Genomic DNA, 15214 nt, shown 5'->3' on the forward strand with positions numbered 1-15214 from the left:
TTCCTTTAACGGTTCTGCTAGGTTAAGTAGATAAGCCTAGAGTGATGGGTATTTGATGAGAATCAGAAAGTTTCCAGCAGCTTTTTTACTGTGTCTTTAGCTTCTTTTAGCCCACAACCAGTTAGGGAACGGCAGACTTTGATCGCTTCAATTTTCTTGCCTTGCCTTAGCAGTACCATGATTTGTTCTTTTTCACTGGCAGATAATTGCTGAATAATTTCCTTGGTATAGGTAATATCTCGAGGAGCAGTGGGTGTTCCTGTCTGAAGGAAAATTACTAGTAGAAATATCACTACTAACGCTACCAATATCAAAATTATAGTCATGCCCATTTCTTTTTTTTGTTTATTAAGTTAGTTAAAAAATGTGCTATTGCTCACGTTCTAGGAGTTTGTTGGAAAACTCAAAATCAAACGATTTATCTCCCTAAACCTCTCTTAAAAAGAGTGATTTTTCAATTATTTTCCCCTTGTGAATGAGGGCAGAGGGAATTTCAACTCCAAAACACAGCTTTCCAAACAAGATCTAGGGTAAAGTCAATTCTACTTTAACCGTGCCAGCCCGCTCAGCCTGGGCAGTAATGGTTAACTTTTCTCCGGGGTTACCCCTAATTACCCAAATCAAGTGACGGCGATAATCAATGCCATTGGCTAAGGAAGATTTCGCTTTGTTGGAACGCCCTTCCAAGTGAGGTAATTCCTGGTGAATTTTGCCGGTGATTAAAGTGACGCTATCTGTTTTTTTCAAAGTAACTTGAATGGGGCGCACCGCCTTCCTTTCTAGGGCTTTTTGACTGGTGTAGGTGGGCAAGAAACCCTGATTTTCCCATTGCACTGTGATTTGGTAAATATTTTCTCCTTGGGCAGTAATTTCGGCTTTAGCCACTGCCAAACGGGGAGCCATGAGGGCATGGGTAATGGCAAAGCGAAACTGTTGCTCACAGAGTTCGGGTAAAAACTGAGCTGGAGCATTTTGCCACATGGTTTTAAAACTCCAACCGCCAATTTCCACCTTGCCTAGTTGGGGATGGTCAAAGGGTTGCCAATGGACAAAACCCTCGCCGCTCAACGCTTGGTCATTCCATTGCATCAGTTTGTAATCGTCTTCTGGGGGATGCCAACGGAACCATTCAATTAAATCTTCTTTTTCAATGCCGGCCGCAGTGGGAGCGTCCCAAAGTTCCACTGTAAAACCAAACCAACCGTAGTGGTCATAGGCATAATCATCCATCACCCCGTAGATGACTTCCTTGGGATGGTAGCGAAAATCGTGGTAAGCGGAAATGCAATTGTAACCAGTCAATTCTTTGCCTTTTTGCCCAAGAATTTTGTACACCTCTAGGTCTTCTACGGGTAAATTTTCATCTGCTTGGGAAGCGTAGGGGCGCAGAATCACCGCTGAATAGGTGTGGTAGCTAATAAAACCGTTAATATTGCGATGCTGTTGCCAAAATTCTGCCTCTGCTCTGGTTTCCGGTTCAGAAAAGGGGAAATCTCCGGCACCCTGTTGTTGTCCTTCTGGGGCCCATTGGTGGGGATAGTTGCGGTTAAAATCTAGTCCTTCCTGGGTGGGGGCGAGGTCAAATTCGTAGCCGTCATAGTTACGGACCAGACCCTCTGGCAACAAAGTGTAATATTCACCACCAAATTCCTCTGGCGATCGCCCGATCATTACCCTGGGATCTTGATCAGAAATTTTCCAGGCACCGCAGGGATCGAGAAGGCGCATTTGTAAAATTAAACCGTCACCGTTGACATCCTCAGGGTAAAGACCATCTCTTTCTTCGGGGTAGGGATAGGGTCGCACACTGGAGCGCAATAGGTAGGGGGTGGTTAAATATTTCTCCGCTCCATCCATGGCTAGCCGGGGCAGGACGTAAACGGTGTAGTGGTCGAGTAAATGGGTAATTTGGGCATCTTCCCCATACTTGGTCATCAGTTGATGCAGGCAATACAAGGCCACGGCCGATCCTGTTACTTCCCCAGCGTGGGTGTTGGCATCGATCCAGTAACCAGGTTTATTGCGATAATCCCCCGTAGCTTGATTGGTGGCGATCGCCACCCAAATGTCCCGGCCGGCATAGCTTTGGCCAATGGTTTGCACCGTTAGCAGGGAACCATAGCTAGTTTGTAGTTGTTGTAAAAACTGGTCTATTTCCTGGTAGGTGAAATAGTGACTGAAATCAAAGGGAGAAACGGTCATGGAGGACGCAACGAATCACAAAGGGTGAATAACGATGGGGATTGGCGTAAACTCAGATCCCAAAGTCGTACATCATCAATCTATACCTAAACCTAATGCCATGGCGATCGCCAATTACAGAGCCATTACAACCAAACAATGGCAAACATGGGTAGAAGCTGCCCGTCTTCAGGCCCTCAACGGTAAGTTACCCCAATACATTCCTCAGTTGAGCTTGGTCGATCCAGGTAATTTTGCCCTAGACATTGGCGACCAAAACGGCATTATTTACGAAGCAGGAGATACAGACTTAACGTTTAGTTTGATGAGTGTGGTCAAACCCTTTCTGTGGCTTTACATACTCCATCACCGGGGTTGGCAGTGGGCCGAGCAAAAAGTTGGCGATCGCCCTTCCCATTTACCTTTTAATTCCGTGGAGCAATTGGAGCAGGATGGGGGTTATCCCCGCAACACCATGGTCAACAGTGGCGCCATCTGCCTAGCGGGTCATATTCCGGGGGCAACGATAGAGCAACGGTGTGAAAATTTTCTCACTTGGTTAAACCACACCGCCCAATGTCAACTCTGGCTTGATCAGGAACTATTGGCTTCAGTCCATTCCCTACCCAATCCCCGCAATCTGGCGATCGCCCATTTGTTGGCAGCAAAAGGTTATGTGGAAGATGCGACCCTGGCTCTAGAAACCTATAACCAACTTTGTTGTTTGAGTGGTTGCCTCAAGGATTTATTCAAGCTAGGCCTAATGTTGCAATGTCCCCAGCCGCCGTTACAACCGGACACCACTGCCAGGGTCAAAGCCACCATGGCCAAAGCAGGACTGTATGAAATGTCAGAAGCGTTTTTTCGGCGCACCGGCTTTATTTGCAAATCGGGGGTCAGTGGCCTAATTTTGGCTTGTTTGCCGGCCCCGTCACCGACCATTTTTGCCTGCTATAGTCCGCCTTTGAATGAAGAAGGAAACCCTGTGGCTCCCCTGGCACTATTAGAGTTTTTGGCAGAGTTCACCTCTAGAAATTAAAGAAACAGTCATGTCTGATTTAGCCTTGTTTGATATTGGAAACGTTATAATTTGGCTAATTAAAACAATAATAATTTGCCAAACAAATGCTCGTGAGGTTTTAAATGGTTACAACTTTTAGCAAACCATCTTCTCTAGTTCATGAAATTCATCTAGAAAAGGTCGGTAGCTGGAATTTATTCAAGTTTAATGAATCCTTACAATTACGAATGGAAGATCTTTTACAAAAGAAAAAATCCGACAAAATTACCATCGAAGAAATTGCTGAATTGGATGCTATTGGTGAATTAGACCGTATTTTTACACACATTAACGCAATGCTAGCAGCCCAAGATGCCAATCAGTGAAGATCTCAAACAAGCTATTCGGCAACGGGCAAGATATATCTGTGAATATTGTCATTCCCCAGAACGATTGAGTGCAAACAGATTCACCATTGATCATGTAATTCCGAAATCTTTAGGTGGTTCTGACGCATTTAATAACCTTGCCCTTGCTTGTCGTCGTTGTAACGAGAGGCGCTACAACTTTGTCGCCAGTATAGATCCACAAACTAAGACTATTGTTGCCATTTTTAACCCCCGCCAACAGAATTGGGCAGAACATTTCATTTGGACAAATAGAGGGATAATAATACAAGGAACCACGACAACCGGTCGTGCGACGTGTATCCGACTTGATTTAAATGATACCCGTTATCCAGAGGAAGATTCTATCCAGGAAACACGACGATTTTGGTTGAAAACGGGACTGCATCCCCCCATAGATGATCCTTGCAAAAATTGAATCAATTCGGTGATTTTCTTAACCATTTGAACTTCTCAATGGAATTTGATAAAAATCAATGAAGATGACTTGAAATTAAATGAAAATTGGTGTTGTTGGTTTGGGTTTAATTGGGGCTTCCTTGGCGGGAGACTTGCGTCGTCGGGGCCATTATTTGATTGGGGTTTCTCGGCAACAAAGCACCTGTGAAAAAGCAGTGGAAAGACAATTGGTGGATGAAGCGGGTCAAGATTTATCTCTTCTCCAAACAGCAAAAATAATTTTTCTTTGTACTCCTATACAATTAATTTTGCCTACCCTAGAGAAGCTTATTCCCCATCTATCGCCCACAGCCATTGTCACTGATGTGGCCTCTGTAAAAACGGCGATCGCCGAGCCGGCCAGTCAACTTTGGTCTGGGTTCATTGGTGGTCACCCCATGGCCGGCACAGCGGCCCAGGGCATCGACGGGGCGGAAGAAAATTTATTTGTCAACGCTCCCTATGTGCTCACTCCCACCGAATATACTGACCCAGAGCAATTGGCTTGTTTACGTTCAGTGTTGGAACCCCTGGGGGTAAAAATTTACCTCTGCACTCCCGCAGACCATGACCAAGCAGTAGCCTGGATTTCCCATTTACCTGTAATGGTGAGTGCTGCTTTAATCCAAGCCTGTGCCGGTGAAAAAGATGGGGATATTCTCAAACTAGCCCAAAATTTGGCCAGTTCGGGTTTTCGGGATACCAGTCGGGTGGGAGGCGGCAACCCGGAGTTGGGCACCATGATGGCCACCTATAACCAACGGGCTTTGCTAAAAAGTTTGCAAGACTATCGTCAGCACCTGGATCAGCTAATTACCCTAATTAGTAACCAACAATGGCCTGAACTCCATCGTCTTTTACAACAAACCAACGGCGATCGGGACAAGTATGTTGAATAAACCAATGGCGATCGCCTGGAGAATAAATTTAGGAGACTAGACATTGATCCAGAACAAATTTAGGAACAATGGGGCCCACGGCATGGCTTTCTGTTAAAAATAAACAAGCACTGCCCTTTCCCGCTCAGAGCGCATGACTAACCAGCCCACCGCATCGGTTCCCTTTCAACGCCCCTGGCACGACTATCTCAAATTCAGCACCGATCACAAAGTCATTGGCATTCAATATTTACTGATGTCCTTCTGCTTCTTCTTAGTGGCGGGATTATTGGCCATGATTATCCGGGCAGAATTACTCACCCCCCAATTGGACGTGGTGGACCGTAGCCTCTACAACGGTCTATTTACCCTCCACGGCACCATCATGATTTTCCTCTGGATTTTTCCAGCCAATGTGGGGTTAGCCAATTACTTAATTCCCCTGATGATTGGTGCCAGGGACGTAGCCTTTCCGGTATTGAATGCGATCGCCTTTTGGCTAATGCCAGTGGTGGGAGTGTTATTGATTGGTAGCTTTTTTCTACCCACAGGGACGGCCCAGGCGGGCTGGTGGTCCTATCCTCCAGTAAGCATTCAAAATCCGTCGGGTAATTTCATCAATGGCGAATTTCTTTGGCTTTTGGCAGTGGCCACTTCCGGCATTTCTTCCATTATGGGGGGGGTTAACTTTGTCACCACCGTTTGGAAATTGCGGGCACCGGGGCTAACCCTGTTAAAAATGCCCGTTTACGTCTGGACAATTTTAAGCGCCCAAATTTTGCAACTCTTTTGTCTGCCAGCGTTGACCGGCGGGGCGGTGATGTTGCTGTTTGACCTTTCCTTTGGCACCACCTTTTTTGACCCCTTTAATCAGGGCAACCCAATTATTTACCAACATTTATTTTGGTTCTATTCCCACCCGGCCGTCTACGTCATGGCTTTGCCTGCCTTTGGCGTATTTTCGGAAATATTGCCGGTTTTTGCCCGTAAACCGCTTTTTGGCTACAAAACTGTCGCTATTTCTTCTTTTCTCATTGCTATCCAAGGCACCTTCGTCTGGGTACACCATATGTTTACCAGTGCTACCCCCAACTGGATGCGAATGTTTTTCATGGCTAGCACCATGCTCATCGCTGTGCCTACGGGCATCAAAGTTTTAGCCTGGACAGCAACGGTGTGGCGGGGTAGTTTGCGACTGAAAACCCCCATGTTGTTTTGCCTGGGGGGAATTTTAATGTTTCTATTTGCCGGCATCACGGGCATTATGTTAGCTTCTGCCCCCTTCGATTTGCACGTCAATAACACCTATTTTGTGGTGGGGCATTTCCATTACGTGGTCTTTGGCACCGTGACCATGGCCATTTACGGGGCAATTTATTTCTGGTTTCCGAAAATGACTGGGCGCATGTATAACGAAGCCTGGGGCAAACTCCATTTTGCGTTGACTTTTATTGGCGCTAATTTAAACTTTTTCCCCATGCATCCCATTGGGCTACAGGGCATGTTGCGGCGCATTTCTTCCTACGACCCGGAATACACGGCCTGGAATGTGGTGGCCAGTTTGGGGGCGTTCCTGCTGGGCATGTCTACTTTACCGTTCATTGCCAATATGGTGGCCTCGGCTTTCCAAGGCCGTCGGGTGGGTAATAATCCCTGGAATTCTTTGGGCTTGGAGTGGACCACACCTTCACCGCCACCGGAGGAAAATTTTGAAGTTATTCCTACCATTACAGTGGAACCCTATGGCTATGATCGCCCGGTGGATTTGACCACCGAAGTAACCACATAGTATGGGCTTTTTCCGCCGTTGAACCCGCTAACCGAGCAAGCACACGAGGAAATTTTATGGAATCAGGTAATCATCTCCCCCATGTTGAGCCGACGGAAGAACAGGAACCGGATAATTTAGGCTTTGGTTTTCCTGTCTTTTTGATGTCGGAAAGTGTGGTGTTTATCAGCTTTTTTGTTACCTACACCATTCTGCGGCTGACTAATAAACCCTGGTTTCCCCCTGGGGTAGACGGTTTGGATGTGACAAGAGGAGCCATTAATACCATGGTGCTAGTTACCAGTAGCGGGGCCATTATTTTGGCCGAAAAAGCCCTGCACCGAGGAGAAATGAAATTATTTCGCCTACTGTGGTTAGCCACCATCAGTCTCGGCATTGTTTTCTTGTTTGGCCAGGCGGCGGAGTGGGCCGGTATGCCCTTTGGCCTGGATGCGGGATCCGCAGGGGGAACTTTCTTTTTACTAACTGGTTTTCACGGATTGCACGTTTTCACTGGGGTCTGTCTTTTGCTTTATATGTATTGGCGCTCCCTCCAGCCCCACAATTTTGATCGGGGCCATGAAGGGGTGACGGCGATCGCCTTGTTTTGGCATTTTGTCGATGTAATTTGGATTATTTTATTTATTTTGCTTTATCTTTGGCCAGCGAATTAAATCTTTGGCATTGTTGAGACCGAGTATCCCAAAGTATGATCTAGGTAGAAAGATAACTTTTTGGGCAAGATATAGAATCTCCAGGGAGAGGTGATGCAATGGCCGTTAATCTAGAAACTCGCAAACAGGAAAGTGTAACTAAACCCAAAGCAGAGCATCTGATTTTGCTCAATCCAGTTAGTTGGAATACGTTCAATCAGTTACTAGAAGAATTAGGAGAAAAACGAGGTCAAAGATTTGCCTATGACTGTGGAATTCTAGAAATTATGAGTCCTTTGGGTGTTCACGAAAACAACAATCGCTTTATTGATGACCTCATTCGAGCAATCACCGACGAATTGGGATTAAATCTTAAAAAATTTGGTTCATTAACGTTAAGAATTGATCGAACTAAACAGGGAGTGGAGCCAGATTCCTGCTATTACATAGCAAACGAACCCCAGGTGCGGGGCAAGCAACACATTGACCTCACGGTGGATCCTCCCCCCGATTTGGTATTAGAGATTGATATTACCAGTGGCTCCTTGAACAAGTTCCCAATCTACAGCAATTTAGGCATACCGGAGATTTGGTGCTATGACGGCGATCGCCTGGCAGTATTTGTGCTCCAACCGGAGTCGGGGCAGTATGAACCTGTTGACCAAAGTCCCACTTTTCCATTTTTATCTCTAGAACAGGTGCCCTTGGTAATTGAACGCAGTTTGGCGATCGGGGAGACGGCGGCCCTGAAGGAGTTTCGCCAATGGCTAAAGGCCAACCGTTGAATGTATTCCACCTTCCCCACTACATGGTTGGCTGGCCATTTCTGGGTAGATGAATTTAAAGCTTTTCGGCTTTTTCCCGTTGGATTTCCCCAATTAACTGGGCCAGATGATGGCGATCGGCCTGGTAGACTTCACCGCAAAAATCGCAGGTGGCTTCGGCTCCATTGTCTTTTTCGATCATATCTTCCAGTTCATCTTGTCCCAGTATTTTTAGGGCTCCCAAAACCCGGGGAAAGGAACAGCGACAATCAAAGCGTAAAAGTTGCACTTCCGGCAGAATGGCCAGACCAAAATCCCCCAATAATTCTTGAAAGATATCTTTGAGGGATTTGCCTGAACGCAAAAGGGGCGTGAAGCCGGTCAAGTGCCCCAATCGGGATTCCAAAGCGGCAACCAATGCTTCGTCCCGGGCAGCCTTGGGCATTACCTGTAAAAGTAGCCCCCCGGCAGCAGTTACCCCATCTTTGCCCACAAAGACCCCCAACAACAGGGCGGAGGGAGTCTGTTCGGAGGTGACTAAATAATGGGTGACATCCTCACCAATTTCCCCGGAAACTAACTCCACTGTGCTGGAGTAGGGATAGCCAAAGCCCACATCCCGCACCACATAGAGAAAGCCATCCTGGCCCACTGCGCCCCCCACGTCCAACTTCCCTTGGGCATTGGGAGCGAGTTCCACCGAAGGATTTTGTACGTACCCCCGCACGGTACCGTCTAAACCGGCATCTACCAACAGACCCCCGAGGGGGCCATTACCACGGATGCGGATATTTACCCGGGATTTTTCCTGCTTCATGCTAGAAGCCAGCAGTAACCCGGCGGCCATGGTGCGGCCGAGGGCCGCGGTGGCAACGTAGGAAAGGCGATGGCGTTGGCGGGCTTCCTCAGTTAGGTTGGTGGTAATTACCCCCACTGCGCGAATACCCCCATCGGCGGCGGTGGCGCGGATCAATTGGTCTGCCATGGATTGCTGAAATGTTGCCTGAATTTTGTGATGCTTCTATTGTGCCAACTAGCCCCTAGGGAGATCAAACCGGTCGGCATTCATCACTTTAGTCCAGGCGGCCACAAAATCACGGACAAATTTTTCCCGATTGTCGTCCTGGGCATACACTTCTGCGTAGGAGCGTAGGATGGAGTTGGAACCAAACACCAGGTCTACTTTGGTGGCAGTCCATTTCACTTCCCCTGTTTGGCGATCGCCAATTTCGTAGAGATTGTTGCCCGCTGGCCGCCATTGGTAGGCCATATCAGTCAAATTAACAAAGAAGTCGTTACTGAGTACTCCCACCCGATCGGTAAAGACTCCATGCTTAGTCCCGCCATGGTTAGTACCCAACACCCGCATACCACCGATTAAAACAGTCATTTCCGGTGCCGTTAGTCCCATTAATTGGGTTCGCTCCAACAGCAATTCCTCCGGGGACACAGCGTAATCCTGTTTTAGCCAGTTACGATAACCATCGTGGATCGGTTCCAACGGAGTAAAGGATTCTGCATCGGTCATGGCTTGGGTGGCATCCCCTCGACCGGGCAGAAAAGGTACATTAACCTCGATCCCCCCATCAAGGGCCGCTTTGGCGATCGCCGCTCCCCCTCCTAGCACAATTAAGTCCGCTAGACTGACCGGCTTAGCAAAATTAGCTTGGATATTTTCCAGCACCGCCAAGACTTTTGCCAATCGAGTTGGTTCATTACCGGGCCAATTCTTTTGGGGTTCTAAACGAATCCGGGCTCCATTGGCTCCCCCTCGATAGTCGGAGCTACGGAAGGTGCGGGCACTATCCCAGGCAGTGCAGACTAGTTCGGAAACGGTGAGGCCGGAGGCTAAAATTTGTTGTTCAAGCTCCTTAATTTCCCCTTCAGAAAGGGTGTAATCCACTGGGGGAATGGGGTCTTGCCAAATTAAATCTTCCTGGGGCACATCGGGGCCAAGGTAACGGCTCTTTGGTCCTAGATCCCTGTGAGTTAGTTTAAACCAGGCCTTGGCAAATACTTCCGCAAAATAATCCGGCTCCCGATAGAAACGCTCGGAAATTTGTCGGTAGATGGGGTCCTTAATCATGGCCATATCGGCATCGGTCATGATGGGATTGTGGCGAATATTCGGGTCCTCCACATCGACGGGTTTATCTTCCTCTTTAATATTGACCGGTTCCCATTGCCAAGCCCCGGCAGGACTTTTCTTCAGTTCCCATTCGTGGTTGAACAACATATAAAAATAACCGTTGTCCCACTGGGTAGGGTGGGTGGTCCAAGCCCCTTCAATGCCACTGGACATAGTTTCCCGCCCCACACCTTTGCCGTTTTGGTTGTGCCAACCCAAGCCCTGCTCCACCACATCAGCTCCCTCTGGTTCTGGCCCTATAAGCTCAGCTTTACTGTTGCCATGGCATTTCCCTACGGTGTGCCCCCCAGCGGTAAGGGCAACGGTTTCCTCGTCATTCATGGCCATGCGGGCAAAGGTAGTGCGGACGTCCTGGGCTGTGCATAAAGGATCCGGGTGCCCATCCACCCCCTCAGGGTTAACGTAAATTAATCCCATTTGTACGGCGGCCAAGGGATTTTCTAAGCTTTCCCGGTCTTCACTGCCGTAGCGATGGTCACTGGAAGCAAGCCATTCCTTTTCTGCTCCCCAGTAAATGTCCTTTTCCGGGTGCCAAATGTCTTCCCGACCACCGGCAAAACCGTAAACCTTGAGCCCCATCGACTCATAGGCCATGGTGCCAGCCAAAATGATCAAATCTCCCCAGGAAAGTTTATTGCCATATTTCTTTTTGATCGGCCAGAGTAGGCGGCGGGCTTTGTCTAAATTGACGTTATCTGGCCAGCTATTCAGGGGGGCGAAGCGTTGGTTGCCAGTGGCGGCCCCACCCCGACCATCGGCAATGCGATAAGTGCCAGCAGCGTGCCAGGCCATACGAATCATTAATCCACCATAATGACCCCAGTCGGCGGGCCACCAACTTTGGCTATCGGTCATCAAATGGTGTAGGTCTTGTTTAACAGCAGCTAAATCCAGTTGTTGAAACGCTTCGGCATAGTTAAACCCATCGTCCATAGGATTTGTTTTACGGTCATGCTGATGCAATATGTCTAGATTCAGCGCATTGGGCCACCAGTTGAGATTGCCGTTCTGCCCGGTTGTATTTGCTCCGTGCATTACAGGACATTTACTGGCCGGTACCTGATCATTAGCCATGGGTTTTTCCTTACGATGGTTGTGTGGGTGGGGGAAAACTCTGTTTCTTAATTTCCTGGCGGGTTGGGTGCCCATTAATCACATCAATATTGACTTAACCACAACTTGCCGGGGCCCTAGTGCCATGCTGCCCCGGGGTCGCAGATTAGTCAATGGGTAGAATTTCCCACAGGATTAGAGTCTAGAAGCAACTGTTGATCATCGGCCAAATTCCATTGCCATGGGGCCGGCGATCGGGGCACAATGATAGGGCTATCTTTAACGCTGTCACCTCTTTCATGACCATTGCCAATCCTTCCCCTAGTAACTTTTTTCAGCAGTTAGGTCGGCAGTGCCTCAAAACCCTGGCAGATCTCCGTCTGGCGATCGCCCTTTTACTATTAATTGCTGTTTTTAGTATCAGTGGTACGGTAATTGAGCAGGGGGAAAGTTTAAGTTTTTACCAACAGAATTATCCTGAAGATCCAGCTCTATTTGGATTCTTAAGTTGGCAAGTAATTTTACAACTAGGTTTAAATCAGGTCTATCGAACTTGGTGGTTTTTGGGGCTCCTAATACTTTTCGGTTCTAGCTTGACTGCCTGTACCTTTAATCGTCAATTTCCTGCTTTAAAAGCAGCCCGCAGTTGGCAGTTTTATCACCAACCAAGGCAGTTTAAAAAACTAGCTTTAAGTTTTTCGTTACCCGATGGAGATATAAATAAAATTGAGAGCTTACTCCGGGATAGGGGTTACAAAATCTTCCAAGAAGGTGACAGTGTTTATGCCCGTAAAGGTCTGATGGGAAAAGTCGGTCCTATCATTGTCCATGGCGCCATGCTAATCATTTTAGGGGGGGCAATTTGGGGAGCATTGACGGGATTTTTTGCCCAACATATGATTCCCAGTGGTGAAACATTCCAGGTAAGTAATATTATCGAGAAAGGCCCCCTTGCCGACAGTCAAATTCCCAAGGATTGGGGCATTAAAGTCAATCGATTCTGGATTAATTACACGGAAAATGGCGCCATTGATCAGTTCTATTCTGATTTGTCCGTGGTTAATAATCAAGGGGAAGAATTGGACCGGCAAACCATCTCCGTTAACCATCCCCTACGTCATCGAGGCGTTACTTTTTATCAAACTAACTGGGGCATTGCGGGGGTAAAAGTACAACTCAACAATAGTCCTGTGTTGCAACTTCCCATGGCCCCTTTACAAACCGCCAATGGTGGCCAGTTGTGGGGAGCCTACATTCCCACTAAAACTGACTTTAGCGAAGGTGCCGCCCTATTAGTTAAAGACCTCCAAGGTACAATGATCATTTATGACCAAGAGGGCAATTTGACCGATGCAGTGCGGGCTGGTTCTACGGTGGAAATTAATGGAGTGAATATAACAATTAAAGAGTTGGTGGGTAGCACCGGTTTACAGATTAAAGCTGATCCCGGTATTCCTTTTGTTTATCTTGGTTTTGGCTTGTTGATGGTGGGAGTAATGATGAGTTATGTTTCCCATTCCCAGGTCTGGTTATTGAGCGTTGATGGGGATGGTCAACGGGAAATTTATTTAGGGGGAAGAACCAACCGGGCCCAGGTGGCTTTTGAGCGAGAAATATTGGCGATCGCCGAAGAGGCGGAGGTAAGTTCTAAAACAGAAGCTAAAGTTAATGCTTAAGTAAACAAATTCGGTGCAGGCTACCCGCCAAAGTTCCTCCGGTAGGGGTGATATATTTCCTAATGGCGGTATCGTTTTTTGGGCTAGTTAATAAATTGAAATCCTCCCTGAAGAAGGTCAACTTAATCTTGTTCGGTAGTCATCCTATGTTCATCTATCTAAACCCAGGTCCCAGTAAATACTAGTCTTTATTTACTTCAGTTGACCTAAATGATGTAAGTTTGTTAACTTTTCCTCTTTTGCCATAGGGAGCCCATCGCCGATTGAGTTAAAATTAGAAGACTTAGCCTACGCTTCCTAAAGCGATTTGTCCAGTGGTTGCATCAATTCCTAATCCCAAAACAAATTTCCTGAAAACTGTTCCTAGCCAACGGCAAACCGGGGCTTATATCCTGATGGATAGCCTGAAACGCCATGGGGTCAAACACATTTTTGGCTATCCCGGCGGGGCAATTTTGCCCATCTATGATGAACTGTACCGCTTTGAAGCGGCGGGGGAAATTGAGCATATTTTGGTGCGCCATGAACAAGGAGCTTCCCATGCGGCGGATGGGTATGCCAGAGCCACAGGTAAAGTGGGAGTTTGTTTCGGTACATCTGGACCAGGGGCGACTAACTTGGTGACCGGCATTGCCAATGCCCATTTGGACTCGGTGCCCATGGTGGTGATTACTGGACAGGTGGGCCGTGCCATGATTGGTAGCGATGCTTTCCAGGAAATTGACATTTTTGGCATCACCTTACCGATCGTTAAGCACTCCTATGTGGTACGTAGTGCGGCGGATATGGCTCGCATTGTTACTGAGGCTTTCCATCTTGCTAGCACCGGTCGTCCCGGGCCGGTTTTGATCGATATTCCCAAGGATGTGGGCTTAGAAGAATGTGAGTACATTCCCCTCGACCCCGGTGACGTTAATCTACCGGGTTATCGCCCCACGGTTAAAGGTAATCCCCGACAAATTAATGCGGCATTGCAATTGTTGGAGCAGGCCAGAAATCCCTTGCTCTACGTAGGGGGAGGGGCGATCGCCGCCAATGCCCATGCCCAGGTGCAGGAATTTGCGGAAAGGTTCCAGTTGCCGGTAACAACCACCCTGATGGGAATTGGGGCTTTTGACGAAAACCATCCCCTTTCGGTGGGTATGTTGGGTATGCATGGCACCGCCTATGCCAACTTTGCCGTCAGCGAATGTGATTTGTTGATTGCGGTGGGGGCCCGTTTCGACGACCGGGTAACTGGCAAACTAGACGAATTTGCTAGCCGCGCCAAAGTAATTCACATTGACATCGACCCGGCGGAGGTGGGAAAAAACAGGGCTCCCGATGTGCCCATTGTGGGGGATGTACGCCATGTTTTAGAACAGCTTTTGCAGCGGGCCCGGGAATTGGATTACCCCACCCATCCCCATACCACCCAGGCATGGTTAAATCGCATTGATCATTGGCGGACCGATTACCCCCTCCAGGTGCCCCACTATGAGGATACTATTGCCCCCCAGGAGGTAGTACACGAAATTGGTCGCCAGGCCCCCGATGCCTACTACACCACCGATGTGGGACAACACCAAATGTGGGCGGCCCAGTTTTTGAACAATGGCCCCCGCCGATGGATTTCCAGTGCTGGCTTGGGTACGATGGGCTTTGGTTTACCTGCCGCCATGGGAGCCAAAGTGGGAGTGGGGGACGAAGCGGTCATTTGCATCAGTGGAGATGCCAGCTTCCAAATGAATCTTCAGGAACTGGGAACCCTAGCCCAGTACGACATCCAGGTTAAAACTATTATTCTCAATAACGGTTGGCAGGGGATGGTGCGTCAGTGGCAACAAACTTTCTACGAAGAACGTTATTCTGCTTCTAACATGTCCCAGGGCATGCCAGACATTAATCTCCTCTGTGAAGCCTATGGCATCAAGGGTATTACTGTGCGCAAGCGGGAAGATTTGGCCCCGGCGATCGCCGAAATGCTAGCCCACAATGGTCCTGTGGTGATGGATGTGGTGGTCAAAAAAGATGAAAACTGTTACCCTATGATTGCCCCCGGCATGAGTAATGCCCAAATGCTAGGTTTACCGGAAGTGCCGGTACGGGACAATGGTCCCCGGATGGTGGAGTGCAACCATTGCCAAACCCAAAATTTCATCACCCATCGTTTCTGTTCTGGTTGTGGAGCCAAACTCTAACCCATAAGCCAAAATTGAATTCATCCTCCCAGCGGTGGGGTCAGACTTCAGAATACTTTTTTCCTCG

At 48.1% G+C, this 15214-nt stretch carries 13 protein-coding genes; 9 read left to right on the top strand and 4 right to left on the bottom strand.

The features are described 5' to 3' along the window. Positions 1-62: 62 nt before the first annotated feature. Positions 63-293, bottom strand: a complete 231-nt coding sequence (locus C7I86_RS07210) for a ribosomal protein L7/L12 (RefSeq protein ID WP_223211362.1) — start codon at positions 291-293, stop codon at positions 63-65. A 232-nt stretch (positions 294-525) separates the two neighbouring features. Next, positions 526-2202: a M14 family metallopeptidase gene (locus tag C7I86_RS07215; protein ID WP_010872593.1), complete on the bottom strand. Its 1677-nt coding sequence runs from the start codon at positions 2200-2202 to the stop codon at positions 526-528. Positions 2203-2236: 34 nt separating this feature from the next. Between C7I86_RS07215 and C7I86_RS07220 the strand changes: the two genes are divergently transcribed. The 7 genes from C7I86_RS07220 (at position 2237) to C7I86_RS07250 (ending at position 8110) form a co-directional block, all read left to right on the top strand. Continuing rightward, positions 2237-3220 carry a glutaminase gene (locus C7I86_RS07220; protein WP_010872594.1) on the top strand — a complete coding sequence of 328 codons (984 nt, stop codon included), beginning with the start codon at positions 2237-2239 and terminating at the stop codon, positions 3218-3220. A gap of 104 nt (positions 3221-3324) precedes the next feature. After that, a complete protein-coding gene (locus tag C7I86_RS07225; protein ID WP_010872595.1) occupies positions 3325-3567 on the top strand; it encodes a hypothetical protein in 243 nt (80 codons plus the stop codon). After that, the gene (locus C7I86_RS07230; protein ID WP_010872596.1) at positions 3554-4006 is read left to right on the top strand and encodes an HNH endonuclease; all 453 of its coding nucleotides are present in this window, start codon (positions 3554-3556) and stop codon (positions 4004-4006) included. Before C7I86_RS07225 ends, C7I86_RS07230 begins: the two co-directional genes overlap by 14 nt. A gap of 79 nt (positions 4007-4085) precedes the next feature. Next, on the top strand, positions 4086-4925 hold the full coding sequence (locus tag C7I86_RS07235; RefSeq protein ID WP_010872597.1) for a prephenate/arogenate dehydrogenase: 840 nt from the start codon (positions 4086-4088) through the stop codon (positions 4923-4925). 133 nt (positions 4926-5058) lie between these two features. Then, complete coding sequence (locus C7I86_RS07240; protein ID WP_010872598.1) at positions 5059-6693, top strand: cbb3-type cytochrome c oxidase subunit I; 1635 nt, start codon at positions 5059-5061, stop codon at positions 6691-6693. A gap of 56 nt (positions 6694-6749) precedes the next feature. Further along, positions 6750-7346: a heme-copper oxidase subunit III gene (locus C7I86_RS07245; RefSeq protein WP_010872599.1), complete on the top strand. Its 597-nt coding sequence runs from the start codon at positions 6750-6752 to the stop codon at positions 7344-7346. A 98-nt stretch (positions 7347-7444) separates the two neighbouring features. Next, positions 7445-8110 carry a Uma2 family endonuclease gene (locus C7I86_RS07250; protein WP_010872600.1) on the top strand — a complete coding sequence of 222 codons (666 nt, stop codon included), beginning with the start codon at positions 7445-7447 and terminating at the stop codon, positions 8108-8110. Positions 8111-8165: 55 nt separating this feature from the next. On the opposite strand, the gene hslO is transcribed toward C7I86_RS07250, so the two are convergent. Both hslO and katG read right to left on the bottom strand, forming a co-directional pair. Beyond that, complete coding sequence (hslO, locus tag C7I86_RS07255) at positions 8166-9074, bottom strand: Hsp33 family molecular chaperone HslO (protein ID WP_010872601.1); 909 nt, start codon at positions 9072-9074, stop codon at positions 8166-8168. Between the two features lie 48 nt (positions 9075-9122). Next, entirely contained in the window at positions 9123-11312 is a 2190-nt protein-coding gene (katG, locus tag C7I86_RS07260; RefSeq protein ID WP_020861737.1) for a catalase/peroxidase HPI, read from the bottom strand. 278 nt (positions 11313-11590) lie between these two features. Here katG and C7I86_RS07265 point away from each other — a divergent pair, with 278 nt between their 5' ends. Together C7I86_RS07265 and ilvB are read left to right on the top strand one after the other, a co-directional pair. After that, positions 11591-12967, top strand: coding sequence for a cytochrome c biogenesis protein (locus C7I86_RS07265; protein ID WP_010872603.1), 1377 nt, complete (start codon positions 11591-11593; stop codon positions 12965-12967). Positions 12968-13281: 314 nt separating this feature from the next. Continuing rightward, complete coding sequence (gene ilvB / locus C7I86_RS07270; protein WP_010872604.1) at positions 13282-15147, top strand: biosynthetic-type acetolactate synthase large subunit; 1866 nt, start codon at positions 13282-13284, stop codon at positions 15145-15147. The last annotated feature ends 67 nt before the right edge of the window (positions 15148-15214 follow it).

It is taken from the genome of Synechocystis sp. IPPAS B-1465, from assembly GCF_003015225.1.
Lineage (GTDB): Bacteria > Cyanobacteriota > Cyanobacteriia > Cyanobacteriales > Microcystaceae > Synechocystis.